This is a genomic window from Serratia sp. TSA_7 (assembly GCF_052692135.1).
This window is the reverse complement of sequence record NZ_JBQZFU010000017.1, coordinates 14,750-27,761: the sequence shown is the minus strand read 5'-3', so window position 1 is coordinate 27,761 and position 13,012 is coordinate 14,750. Positions and strand designations below refer to the sequence as shown.

At 51.2% G+C, this 13,012-nt stretch carries 12 protein-coding genes; 11 read left to right on the top strand and 1 reads right to left on the bottom strand.

Annotated elements, in window-relative coordinates:
- Positions 1–55: 55 nt before the first annotated feature.
- The 3 genes from ACUTQW_RS24965 (at position 56) to ACUTQW_RS24955 (ending at position 4,886) form a co-directional block, all read left to right on the top strand.
- Complete coding sequence (locus tag ACUTQW_RS24965; protein ID WP_020439434.1) at positions 56–1,294, top strand: IS110 family transposase; 1,239 nt, start codon at positions 56–58, stop codon at positions 1,292–1,294.
- A gap of 531 nt (positions 1,295–1,825) precedes the next feature.
- Positions 1,826–3,427, top strand: coding sequence for a hypothetical protein (locus ACUTQW_RS24960; protein ID WP_445655006.1), 1,602 nt, complete (start codon positions 1,826–1,828; stop codon positions 3,425–3,427).
- Between the two features lie 796 nt (positions 3,428–4,223).
- Positions 4,224–4,886, top strand: a complete 663-nt coding sequence (locus ACUTQW_RS24955) for a dTMP kinase (RefSeq protein WP_020439433.1) — start codon at positions 4,224–4,226, stop codon at positions 4,884–4,886.
- Between the two features lie 403 nt (positions 4,887–5,289).
- Here the strand turns inward: ACUTQW_RS24955 and ACUTQW_RS24950 are convergent, their stop codons facing one another.
- Positions 5,290–6,261 carry a helix-turn-helix domain-containing protein gene (locus tag ACUTQW_RS24950; protein WP_122288579.1) on the bottom strand — a complete coding sequence of 324 codons (972 nt, stop codon included), beginning with the start codon at positions 6,259–6,261 and terminating at the stop codon, positions 5,290–5,292.
- 314 nt (positions 6,262–6,575) lie between these two features.
- On the opposite strand from ACUTQW_RS24950, the gene oxdA reads away from it, so the two are divergent.
- The 8 genes from oxdA to ACUTQW_RS24910 all read left to right on the top strand — a co-directional run bounded on the left by oxdA (position 6,576) and on the right by ACUTQW_RS24910 (position 13,012).
- Positions 6,576–7,622, top strand: coding sequence for an aliphatic aldoxime dehydratase (gene oxdA / locus ACUTQW_RS24945; RefSeq protein WP_064799033.1), 1,047 nt, complete (start codon positions 6,576–6,578; stop codon positions 7,620–7,622).
- A complete protein-coding gene (locus ACUTQW_RS24940) occupies positions 7,606–8,538 on the top strand; it encodes a transporter (RefSeq protein WP_020439430.1) in 933 nt (310 codons plus the stop codon). Before oxdA ends, ACUTQW_RS24940 begins: the two co-directional genes overlap by 17 nt.
- Positions 8,539–8,649: 111 nt before the next feature.
- Positions 8,650–10,164 (top strand): amidase, encoded by a 1,515-nt coding sequence (locus tag ACUTQW_RS24935; RefSeq protein WP_062792197.1) that lies wholly within the window; start codon positions 8,650–8,652, stop codon positions 10,162–10,164.
- Between the two features lie 79 nt (positions 10,165–10,243).
- On the top strand, positions 10,244–10,867 hold the full coding sequence (gene nthA, locus ACUTQW_RS24930; RefSeq protein WP_166728671.1) for a nitrile hydratase subunit alpha: 624 nt from the start codon (positions 10,244–10,246) through the stop codon (positions 10,865–10,867).
- A gap of 36 nt (positions 10,868–10,903) precedes the next feature.
- Positions 10,904–11,563 (top strand): nitrile hydratase subunit beta, encoded by a 660-nt coding sequence (nthB, locus tag ACUTQW_RS24925; RefSeq protein ID WP_006326550.1) that lies wholly within the window; start codon positions 10,904–10,906, stop codon positions 11,561–11,563.
- Complete coding sequence (locus ACUTQW_RS24920) at positions 11,560–11,994, top strand: nitrile hydratase accessory protein (protein ID WP_064799770.1); 435 nt, start codon at positions 11,560–11,562, stop codon at positions 11,992–11,994. The genes nthB and ACUTQW_RS24920 overlap by 4 nt, the downstream gene beginning before the upstream one ends.
- Positions 11,995–12,027: 33 nt before the next feature.
- Complete coding sequence (locus ACUTQW_RS24915) at positions 12,028–12,237, top strand: CbtB domain-containing protein (protein WP_020439426.1); 210 nt, start codon at positions 12,028–12,030, stop codon at positions 12,235–12,237.
- A gap of 10 nt (positions 12,238–12,247) precedes the next feature.
- Positions 12,248–13,012 (top strand): CbtA family protein, encoded by a 765-nt coding sequence (locus ACUTQW_RS24910; protein ID WP_064799771.1) that lies wholly within the window; start codon positions 12,248–12,250, stop codon positions 13,010–13,012.

The window sequence follows — 13,012 nt, the reverse complement described above, 5'->3', positions numbered from 1 at the left end:
ATTTCTTTCGAAGAGCGTGGAATGCATACCAATCCCCGGTAAAGAGGAGTTGGTTATGATTGCGATAGATCAGTTTGCTGCTCATGTTGGTCTGGACTGGGCGGATAAAAAACACGATGTCTGCGTTCAGTTTAAAAACGGCGAGCGCATATTCCATGTGGTTGAACATACTCCGGAAGCGCTGGATATCTGGCTCAACGAATTGCACCAAAAAGTGAAAGGCAGGATCGCTATCGCCCTTGAGCTGAAGAAAGGCCCGGTGGTGCATGCTCTCCAGAAGTACCCATTTGTCACTGTTTTTCCTGTGCACGCTTTGTCCCTTGCTCGTTACCGGCAAGCTTTCTCGCCCAGCGGCGCTAAAGATGATCCGCAGGATGCCGAGCTGGCATTAGAGTTAATGCTACGCTATCCCCAAAAGATAAAAGCCATAGAACCCGACAATGCTGATATCCGATTACTTCAACAGCTGGTTGAGCAGCGTCGACTGCTGGTCGAAGACAAACGCCGCTTTGTGAATCGTCTCATCAACACGCTTAAGCAGTATTATCCTCAGCCCCTGGAATGGTTCTCACATCGGGACAGTTCTCTGTTCTGCGAGCTAATAATCCGCTGGCCCAGTCTGCAACAACTCAAGCGTGCCCGGAGCGATACCATCCGTCATTTTATGAACGCTAAAGGTGGTCCTGCTGTTGCATATACAGAGCAGAGGATCGCAAGCATTGCCATCGCTATTCCCCTGACCACCGATAAAAGTGTCATCGAGGCGAACGCGCTAATGGCAACAGGACTTGCATCGCAAATCAAACTGGTAGGTGACCTCATCAGAACCTACGACGAGCGAATCGAATCGTTATTCGATACTCTTCCGGATGCAGATCTGTTCAAATCACTTCCGGGCATGGGGCCGTGCATGGGCCCACGGATGCTTGCTGCACTTGGTGATAACCGTAACCGGTTTAACAGCGCTGAAGAAATTCAAAACTACGCAGGTATTGCACCGGTGACAGAACGAAGTGGCCAGAAATCCTGGGTTCACTGGCGATGGCAATGTGCCAAGTTCGTCAGGCAGACCTTTGTTGAATGGGCTGCCAAGACGGTTAACTCATCATACTGGGCCAAGCTGTATTATCAGGGGCTTCGAGAAAAAGGAAAATCTCATCAGTCAGCGATCCGGGCTCTGGCATTCAAATGGATAAGGATAATTTACCGCTGCTGGAAGACCAGAACCCAGTACGACGAAGCAAAATATTTGCTGGCTCTCGAGGCGCGACACTCGCCCTTACTGAAGTCATAAAAAGCTTGTCGAATGTCTCAGGGCGTGAAGCGGACATTGTCGCCTAAAATAAGGGTAATTAAAATCTGCCAAACATTTCTTTACCGATAGTTATGTCTGATAACATGCATTAAAAAGTATAACTATTCGATTTTTATACAAAATGCAACACCCTCCAAGAAAAGCTAAACAATTAAAAAGATGAAAAATAATTTCCAGTGCTTAGGTTTTAGAGGTTATAACTATCCACTTACTATAATATAGAATAAAGTAATAGCCTCACCTTGAATTTATAGTTATTTAAACAAACTCAATATTTGTGAGGTTAATAACTAATTTAAATTTGATGTAAGAGATAGGGTTGTATAAGCTTCAATAAACCTATAGTAAAAGTTAATTATAATTCTCACCCTAATCATTGAAATAACATACAACCCAAAGGATATTTGCACTTATTATCTTAGGGCATTTAAAATAAAACCAATCAGCTATGATTTACATATCACTATGTAATACATATTATATACTCAGCAATTGGTGGAGTGAAAGCATATGAATTTATCTAGGATATTTACTTTGATGCTTTGTAGTTGTGCGACCCTCAACTGTAGTTCTACTGATACCGTAATTGCTCCATATGAAAAAAAACTTGAACTAGATGATTCAACCACCCGAAGTTTTCATTCAATGTTATATTATCCATCAGGAGAGGCACTTCACAACCCAGGATATATTATTGGAGTTGAAAAGTCGCCTAAAGAAATCATTGGCGGACCAAAACAACAGTCGGATGATGATTTATTTAAAAATGACGTTTATCTTGATGGTGAGATAAATGGCATCAATGATACCAGAAGACAAATAAATAGATTCACAAAATACGATAGGAAGTCTATGTTTATTTCCCATATCATTAAAAATGATTTTAATATTATAAAAGGGAGCTTCAACACTCCTTACATCACTAGTAATTACTGTTTTGTTTATAACTCATACGCCTCCAAAAAATTGGCGGAAAAATCTGGTGTAGATCTAACAAAAATAAATGGGTGGTATGCATGCAAAATATCCAGCTCTATTAAAGATGCTGAGGATCCTAAATTACTCCCCTTTTATAAAAATAGCGATGCAGGGTTAACTGCGCTTAAAGACAATCTCAAGCACGACCTTAAAACTGGAGCTTATAGCCATATACTAATCATCGTCATGGGTTGGAACACATCTCAAAGCGAAGCAGTTCGTAATTTCAACGACATTGCAGGAAATATTATTACTGCCTCTCTTGAGCAAAGAAAAGAGATTGAAGATAACCCATCAGCAAAACTAAACAAAATAATAGTTACAAGATCACGGGTTATAGAACCAAAGGAAAGTGAATATAAACGTATATTTAGACCGCTCATAATTGGTATAACGTGGCCTTCATACTGGTCAACTGGAATCGTGAACGTAAGCAGCTATCCAAATAAAGCAAACGATGCCGACGAACTGGGCATAATTTGGCTTAATAAAATTATCAATGACACTATACCAGAAAGCATGAGCGAATCAGGGGTCAAACTACCTGTTATTGCCATAGGTCATAGTTTTGGTGCACGGGCAATGACTCGTGCACTATTTAGCAGTCCATTTATAAAAAATGAAAAAATGGTCACGAGCCCTGTCAATTTAGCTGTTTCATTGCAGGGGGCTATGAGTATAAACAGGTTCTTTCCTAAATTAGGCGATGAAGGGGCTCCATACAGAGATTATGCCAGGTTGACTAATACAAAAATAGTACTTACAGCTTCGCGATTCGATTCAGCAGTTAATAATGCGAAATGGGCTGTCCTAACCGGAGGAGATAAAAGCTATCAAAAAGCTTGTACGCAATCTGTTTACTCTGGAGCATTTCATTGTATGACAGCCTCAGATACTTCTTCTAAAGTTGAATATGGAAAATTTTTATTATGCAACCGTGGTGAAACTTCTGATGAATGTGCAGACCCGCTAAAATACAATATTAGACCGAGAATGATTGATTACATTGACACCTCAAACGGAATAACGGAATACAACTCACTGGGTACGGGTGGAGGTGCACACAGCGACATTTATCGATTACCTATGGGACGATTGCTTTGGAGACTAATAGAGGCTTATGCAATGGAATAAAGCCATTAAAAATAGTGATGGTTATAGCTCTCAAATAGAAGCCATCCGAGAAGCGGAAAACAAGCCAGAATTTAAAGCGTCGCTACAGCCTCGAGTTGAAAAAAATAAAGGAAGGAATCAATGTTACGTTGTCCCGGATCTCTGAATGATTTGTATCAAAGCTGAAATGGCCTGCTTCAGGGCAGATCATTTCAGGATTTGAGAACGCGTAGAAATAAAAAATAGCTTATTACGAAGTTACTAACTCCTTTATGGAAAGTACAAAAATAAAATTTTACTATATAGATTCTGGGAGAAATAATTACTCAGCCAAACATTCACCAGAAATATTCTTTTCAGTCCAATCCCTCTGGAAGCAGTGGAAAAATGATTTTGGAGGCAAGGATATATCTCCTGTCAGTGAAGCAAGAACAATAAAAATTCACATAGCACAGACCACATTTTAAGGTCCGCTCCTCGCTCAAAGCTGCCCGTCAACGCCTATCTGCTTAAAAAATAGGCTTGGTGTGGGATGTTTTCCGTTTTCTAAGCGGATCCCTTAAACTACAGCGCGCAGGTCACAACATATGAGCAATGACCATAAACGGCTGTAATCCTGGTCTTTTAAACCCGTGAGTTAGAACCATTGCCAGAATGTTCATCAGTGCCTGTTTATAAGAGCCTTCCATTTGGTTCGCGCTGACGTGCTGAGCGGCACCGACGAGCGAAGAGGGGGGAGCTATTCATACGAAGGAAGTAAGATGCTTTTGCCAGATTTGAGCTTTACAAAAACCGTATATCAATCGTCATTTCAAGAATGAGTCGTCAACTGTTTGTTTCTCTGGATGGGCCCAAGGGAGCCGGTAAAACCACACTGTTGGAGGCCATTACAAAAGTACTAAGGGCAGACAACAAGAAGGTGGTCCGGCTTTGCGAGAAAAAAAGCGATCCCTACAGGGGGGAAACAATGGCTCTCGTTAACAAGCTCGCCAGAAATCCCTCCCAGGCTTTGGAATTGGAAGTGTGTGAGCGCTTTGCTGATAGCCGTGCCTGGATTTCCCGGCACGTGCTGACTAAACAGCCACCGGACAGCATTATCTTGATGGATCGCTGGTACCCGTCGGATGCCGCGTTTCGCCGGATGGTTCCATTTGCAGAGATTTTACAGCTTAACATTGAGCGAAACGTGCGAATGCCAGACCTGCATGTCGGGGTTGTTACTGCGCCTGAGACTTCATGGGCGAGGGCCGCGGCCCGACCGCGTGGGCTAAGTAGCACGGTGCTTTATAAACTGGAAGAGCATGTTGCTTGTACCAAGGCATTCGAGCGAGAAATTGCAAATCACGGCTGGGTGTTATGCCGTAATGAAGGAACTCTCGAAGACGCAACGATGCAGGTGATTGCTGAGATCTACAGAGTGCTTGGATGCCCCACAGGCATCGGTTTTGCGGGCAGAGCTTCCGCCGCATGCCGCCAGTAATTACGGCAACCTATTCCGTCACAATGAATAATTAGCTTAAAAAGGACAACACAGTTTTGTCTCTCAAAGCCTGGCTTTTCTCAATGCCAGCGATAACCGTTTTGTTTCACGTCAAAGAGTTAGGGGGTAGGTAGAGTTTTATTCTATTATTAATCTTCCCCATGAAATATGTTTTATTCACTTTTTCAACACGGTCGTTTACCGGGCGGGATAAGCCCGTTGAACAAAGCGTTGGCTCAAGCGCGGCGATTCCATTAGGTGTTGTTCGCCGAGGGGCCATGTCATGACCGCCTTTAACTAAAGGCAGCGTTTTTCAATTATTTTAAATAGAAATAAAAATCCTTCATGTCAGCATGCCTGGCCGTTATCAGGGCGACGGATATGCCGACAATATCCTTAAACGTCAGGGTTGTATAAAAAACTGACGTTGCTGCTTCATGACCGAGCTTGGCGTGACGCCAAAGGCTTTACGGAATGCATGGCTGAAGTGAGTGAAATCAGAAAACCCATAGTCAAGTGCAGCCTCGGATACGCTGCACACACGCCCTTGTTCGAGTGCGTCGCGGCTGGCCTGAAGCCGTTCTTGCCAGATAACGGCGGCCGGCGTTTTCTGATTGCGGGCAAAAGTCCGGGTCACGGTGCGTACTGAGACGTGATGAGCCAAAGCGATACTCTCTACGCTCAGTTCAGGATTGGTAAGATTTCTACTGATGTAGTTTCTCATCCTCGCATATAAATCGCGTTCTGAAGCCGCGGTATTGTGTTCCTGAAGCTCCAGACTCAGCATCAGCAGATCCAGCATCGTTTGTGAAAAGCGGCTGGCTACATCCGGATTGCTGACCAGCACGGGCGTCTGAACCGCCTGGCAAATCATCTCACGCAGCGGAATAACGCCTGGGCGAGCATCGTCAAGGACGGTGGCGGTCAGAACGTCACTGGCCGGCACTTTTCCGGTGAGCAGATGCCGGGGAATGCGAATGAGGTGGTTATTGCTGCCACCGATGCTGAAGCGAAAAGTCTGCGCGGCATCGTAAAGCACCAGATTATTGGATGACAGACAGGCCTTCCGTCCTCCCTGTTCCAACTGCCCGTATCCACCCTGCATATAACCGAGCCACAAATCGTCGTCCGGCCCCGTTCTCAGATGTCGTGATTTTCGCTCCCAGTGGTGAAGCGTTGACGTGAGAGTGCACACATCCAACAGCCCCACTTCGCGCACGGCAAGTTCTCCGTCGAACCCGCCGTCGGCAAGCGGTTTGCCATCCGAAGGAATGCAGTGGCGAAGAATGACATCATTCCAGTATTCGAAACGGTGAGACGCTGAAACATGTTCGGTGGAATAACGGATCTCCCGTGGAGTTGAATGACTGTTCACAGCGACACCTCATAGCAGTAACTGCAATTCAGGATGGATTGTTTCAAACCGAAAGCAATATTTGCGCCATGACCGTATTGCGAGGGATTTCCTGGATATTTTGAGTTTTTAGCGGCGTTAAGCGAGAAGATACGCACTATTGCAGGGCAGTGCTGCACTGTGCGATTTCATCATTTCACTCTCTGATTTGCCGATATCGGGGGTGTCCTTTCCAACCAGACGATTGTCCGACTGAGCCAGGTATTCGGCAGATTTCTCCTTAGTATCAGTGGTGAGTTAACCCATCGCTGAAAACTATAAACCTGGGAGTCCTTATGGAATCTGCAATCGATAAACATCTGAAATGCCCCCGCACGCTTTCCCGGCGGGTTCACGACGACTATCAGCCACCGTTCCCGATGTTTGCCGGACGGGCCAGTGATGATCTGACGCAGGTCGTTATGGCTTATCTGGGCGTTCAGTTTCATGAAGAACACCGTGAGGACGCCGTCCGGGCAATGCAGCACATTGTGTCGACCTTCAGCCTGAGCAACGGGCCGGGCAATCATGACATCTCTTTCCATACCGACAACCAGGGCTACGGTAACTTTATTGTGGTGGGCTACTGGCGGGATCCGGCGGCTTACTGCCACTGGCTCCGTCAGCCAGAGATCGACGATTGGTGGTCTTCCGAAGAGCGTCTGCAGGAGGGCATCGGTTATTTTCGCGAAATTATCGCCCCGCGCGCCGAACAGTTCGAGACGCTGTATGCCTTTAAAGAAGACCTGCCGGGCGTCGGAGCGGTGATGGACAATATCAGCGGCGAGATCCAGGAGCATGGCTACTGGGGATCCGTGCGCGACCGTATTCCCGCTTCTCAGAATGACTGGCTGCAGCCTGACGATGAACTGCGCATTATTTCAGGCGATCCTGATGCCGGGGGCAGGGTGGTGGTGCAGGGCCATGACAACATCGCGCTTATCCGCTCCGGGCAGGACTGGATGGAGGCGGAAGAGCAAGAGCGTCAGCTTTACTTCACGGAAATGCTCCCCCCTTTGCAGGCCGGTATGGATTTTCTTCGGGATGAAGGGCAGGCGCTCGGCTGCTACAGCAACCGCTTTGTCCGCAACGTGGATATCAACGGAAATCTGCTGGATATTGCCTACGATATCGGCTTCTGGCGTTCGCTTGACAAACTGGAGCGCTGGGCGGAATCACACCCCACACACCTTCGCATATTCACTACGTTTTTCCGGGTGGTGACCGGTCTGCAGAAACTGCGGCTCTACCACGAAGTTTCCGTCTCGGACGCCCGCTTTCAAACCTTTGAGTACATCAACTGCCATCCCATGACCGGGATGCTGCGTGACGCTCGGCGCTGAACGAAACGACGATAACTTATCCATTCATCATTTTTCCGGGGATTACATTATGCACGCATTACGCTTTTTTCTGCCCGCCATGCTGCTTTGCTCTGTGCCGGCACTCGCCGTCGAGGTTGCACCCGGCGACTATAGCCAATTTCCTGACGGCACCACTGTGGGGCTGCTTTATTATCAGCATGCCTCAACCGGCTCAGCGTACTCCCGCGGTGACAAAGTCAGCTCTGATTACAACCTGACTTCCGATATCGGCATGTTGCGTCTGCTGCATACCGTACAGATTTCCGAGTCAGCAACGCTGGACCCGCAGTTTCTGCTGCCTTTCGGGCGGGTATCTGGCGGCGGCGATGCCTCCGGACTCGGCTCGGCCAGCGGTACCGGCGACTTGATCCTGACCGTGCCTTTAAAAGTGAAGCTCAACAGCGGCGGCGACATTTTTGGCTTCGCGCCTTATCTCTACGTGCCCAGCGGCAACTATGACCACAACGATGCGCTGAATCTGGGGGAGAACCGCTGGAAGGTCGACCTGCAGGCCGCCTGGGTTAAGTATTTTACCGAAAAGTGGGCGCTGGACGTGGTCGGCGATGCCATCTGGTACGGTGAAAACAACGATTATGGCACCACGTCATCCCGCCTTCAGCAGGATAACGCATGGACGGCCCAGATTATGGGACGTTACATGCCCGATCCTACCCTGGCGCTCGGGCTGGGTTTCGGTCAGAGCTGGGGCGGTGAAACCACCGTTGACGGCGTAAAGCAGGATAACCAGACACAGACCACCAACGTTCGTATTACCGCAACCCAATTTGTGACACCCCGCGATCAGTTTCAGATACAGCTGGGCAGGGATCTGCGCGTTGAAAACGGCGCCGAAGAGAATTTCCGGTTGAATCTCCGTTATGCACGCGTTTTCTGACGCTGTCTTTCCTGACCAAATAACTGTCCGGCTAAGCCAGGTCATCGTTGCGCAGTCGCGTTATGTTCAGGTCAGGATGTAATCAATCGTTTTTCAGATGAAGGAATAATTATGGCTATTGAACGCCCCGATGCCGGTCAACTCCAGCAACTTGCCCGCCAGCTTCACCTGCAGATTTCTGAGAGTGAAGCGGCAGAATATCTTGCCCTTATGCAGCCAAACCTTGACGCCTACGATCTGATTGACGGGTTACCGGATGAAATCCCACAGATTAAATATCCGCGTGAAAAAGGATACCGCCCCGGGAACGAAGAGAATGCATTGAATGCCTGGTATTACAAAAGCCGGGTACAGGGGGCGGCAAAGGGCAAGCTCGCAGGGAAAACCGTGGTGCTTAAGGACAATATTGCTCTGGCCGGCGTTCCGATGATGAACGGTGCGGCTTCGCTGGAAGGGCATGTGCCGGCATTTGACGCCACCGTGGTAACGCGCCTCCTTGATGCCGGTGCCACCATTCTGGGTAAAGCGACCTGCGAGCATTTCTGCCTCTCGGGAGGCAGCCATACCTCAGACCCGGCTCCGGTACATAACCCCTGGCGTCAGGGTTACAGCGCCGGCGGTTCTTCATCGGGCAGCGCAGCGCTGGTTGCTGCCGGGGAAGCGGATATGGCGCTAGGCTGTGACCAGGGCGGTTCCATCCGCATTCCGGCCGCTTTTTGCGGCGCGTACGGCATGAAACCCACCCATGGACTCGTTCCCTATACCGGCATTATGCCGATTGAAGCGACCCTCGATCACACCGGGCCCATTACCGCGAACGTGAAGGACAACGCCCTGATGCTGGAGGTGTTGGCCGGGCCGGACGGGCTTGACCCGCGGCAGTACGCCTCCCGAGGCGGAAACTATACCTCTGCGCTCGATAAAGGGGTCAGAGGCCTGAGAATCGGGGTGGTAACGGAAGGATTCCAGTTGCCCAATCTCCAGCCTTTGCTGGCCGAAAAGGTCCGTAGTGCCGTTGCCCGGCTGGAAAGTCTTGGCGCACTCGTTGGCGAAGTCTCAGTTCCCGGTCATCAGCTTGCCGCCGCGTTGTGGTCGCCCATCGGTTGTGAAGGCCTCACCACGCAGATGATGCATGGCAACGGGATGGGGTTTAACTGGGAAGGGCTCTACGACGTCGCCTTGCTGGACAAACATGCGGCCTGGCGTGACAGCGCGGACACGCTTTCCCCCTCGCTGAAAATCTGCATGCTCATCGGCCAGTATGGCCTGACGCGCTACAACGGCCGTTATTACGCCAAGGCGCAGAATCTGGCCCGCCGCGCTCGGGCAGACTATGACCGCGCCTTCGGCGATTTTGATCTGCTGGTGATGCCAACCGTTCCCATGACCGCTCAGCCGCTGCCGCAACCCGGTTGTTCGATCACCGAGTTTATCTCCCGGGCATTCGAGATGATTGGCAACACGGCAGCGCTGGACGTGACTGGCCATCCAGCCATGTCCGTACCCTGCGGGCTGGTTGACGGGCTGCCGGTCGGCATGATGCTGATAGGGCGCCACTACGCCGAAAGCACGATTTATCAGGCCGCCGCCGCGTTTGAAGCGAGCGGAAACTGGGAGCAGATGTAACCGTTAGCTGCCCGTCGTTCAGGGCGATACCGCCGGACGAAAAAACCGGCAATGACATGAAATCTTTCGGAGAAATACCATGGCTCACGACCACGAACACCACCATGACCATACCGAACCGCCTGAGGAGATCGCGCTGCGCGTGAAAGCGCTGGAGTCTCTGCTGACGGAAAAAGGCCTGGTAGACCCCGCTGCGCTGGATGAACTTATCGACACCTATGAACACCGCATTGGCCCCCGTAACGGTGCCCTTGTCGTGGCGAAAGCCTGGAGCGACCCTGATTACAAGGCCCGTCTTCTGGCGCATGGCACCGAGGCGATTGCCGAACTGGGTTTTTCTGGCGTGCAGGGGGAAGACATGATGGTGGTCGAAAATACCCCCGAGGTTCACAACGTGACGGTCTGTACGCTGTGCTCCTGCTATCCCTGGCCCACGCTCGGCCTTCCGCCGGCCTGGTATAAATCGGCGCCCTACCGATCGCGCATCGTTATCGAGCCCCGCAGCGTGCTGGCCGAGTTTGGTCTGAACATCGGTGAGGAGCGGGAAATTCGGGTGTGGGACAGCAGCGCCGAGTTGCGTTATCTGGTTCTGCCGGAAAGACCCACCGGGACCGAGGGCTGGAGTGAAGAGCAACTGGTCGCGCTGGTCACCCGCGATGCCATGATTGGCACCGGCGTGGCACTTCAGCCGGGCGATAACTGACAACCGGTATTTCATTCAACTTTTTTGGAGAATCCAATGAACGGGATACACGATCTGGGCGGCATGCAGGGTATGGGTGCCGTCATTACTGAAGAAAACGAACCGCCTTTTCATCATGAATGGGAGCGGCGCACATTCCCGCTTTTTGCCTCTCTGTTTGTCGGCGGTCACTTCAATGTCGATATGTTCCGGCATGCCATTGAGCGCATGAAGCCGGCGAATTACCTTGAAGAAAGCTACTACGAACACTGGATGCATGCTTTCGAGACGCTTCTGCTTGAGAGGGGGGTTATTACCGCCGATGAGCTTTCCGGTGCGGTCAAACCGGCGCCGGCCTCGCCGGAAACGCCGGTGCTGCGGCAGGAGATGGTGCAGGCGGTCGTCAGTACAGGGGGGTCTGCACGGGTGGCTAGCGATGTTCCGGCCAGCTTCCGGCCTGGAGACCGCGTCCGAGCAAAAAATATCAACCCACTGGGACATACTCGCCTGCCGCGCTATGCCCGCGGGAAGATCGGCACGATTGTGATTGATCATGGGGTATTCATCACCCCGGATACGGCTGCTCATGATCAGGGCGAACATCCTCAGCACGTTTACAGCGTCAGCTTTGCCGCGACTGAGCTATGGGGCGATAAAGCACCGCCTAAAGATACGGTGCGCATCGATCTGTGGGATGACTATCTGGAGGCGCTATGAGTACAGAAATCCGCATAACCCCCGATGCTCCCGCAGCGGACAACGCCCCCTTTGAACATCCGTGGCAGGCACAGGTTTTTTCGCTGATCGTTTACCTGCATCAGGCCGGGCAGTTCAGTTGGAAGGCGTGGGTTGATGTTTTCAGCGATGAAATCAAAGCCAGCCCGATGCAGGAGCATGAAAGCATCAACGATGCCTATTACCGGCAGTGGGTATCCGCCGCAGAGAAAATGCTCCTCTCGCTGGAACTGACCGGAGAGCAGGACATTGCCCGCCGTACCGATGAATGGCGGCAGGCTTATCTGAATACTCCACATGGGATGCCGGTTGTGCTGACCAGCGCGATCTGCCCACCGGCACATGATCACCACCACCCGGCGCTTCGTGTCCCCGTGGCGGTCAGCCCGGCATCCGCCAGCCTGAAACCCTGAATAGTATCCGCAGCCAGAGATGAGGAAGAAAAAATGGACCATACCGTTAATGAAGTTGAAGTCGCACAGGCGCCTATCCCGCTTAATGCCGTATTGCCATGGCTTGCATTCGTCACGCTGATGGTGATGCTGTCCGTCTATTTTATCGGGGCAGAGCAGGGGGCAACCGCCGTTTTTTCCGGCAGCCAGGTGCACGAATATTTCCATGATGCCCGGCATCTGCTGGGATTCCCCTGCCACTGAGGACAACGCCATGACGGGAAAACTTCTGTTACAGGGGATGATAGCCGGGATCCTCGCGGGCATTATCGCCTTCGGCTTTGCCCACGTTTTCGGTGAGCCGCAGGTCGAGCGTGCGATTTCATTTGAAGAAATCCTTTCCCAAAAGCAGGTGAGTGAAGAGGGTGAACATCATCACGATCATGAGGCTGACGGCGAAGTTTTTAGCCGGAAGACGCAGTCCGGCGCAGGCCTGCTGAGCGGAATGATCCTGTTCAGTGCGGCCATGGGCGGCGCTCTGGCGCTGGTCTGGTCGCTGTGCTGGCAACGCACCGGGCCGGGCGGTGCCAGAGCGCTGGCGTTGGCACTGTCGCTGGGCGGATTCTTGATAATGAGCATGATGCCGGCGCTTAAATATCCTCCTAATCCGCCGGCGGTGGGCGATCCTTCGACGATAGGCTACCGGACTGCGCTCTACTTCGCGATGTTGTTGGTTTCAGCGGTGATTGTGGTGACCGCCGCCTGGAGCGCTCATCAACTCAGACCGAGACTGGGCGGCTGGAATGCTGCGCTGTGGGGCGGGGTGGCGGGGTTGGCGATGTTGATTGCCGTCTGCACGCTGATGCCCGAAGTGAATGAGATCCCGGACGGATTTTCTGCCGATGTTCTGTGGCGTTTTCGCCTGAGCGCTTTCGGCACTCAACTGACAATGTGGTGCGCAACGGGGCTGCTGTTTGGGGCATTTGCGGAAAGAACGCTGCGAAAGCCGGTGCACAGCTACCGGGCGGAAGGATGCTGA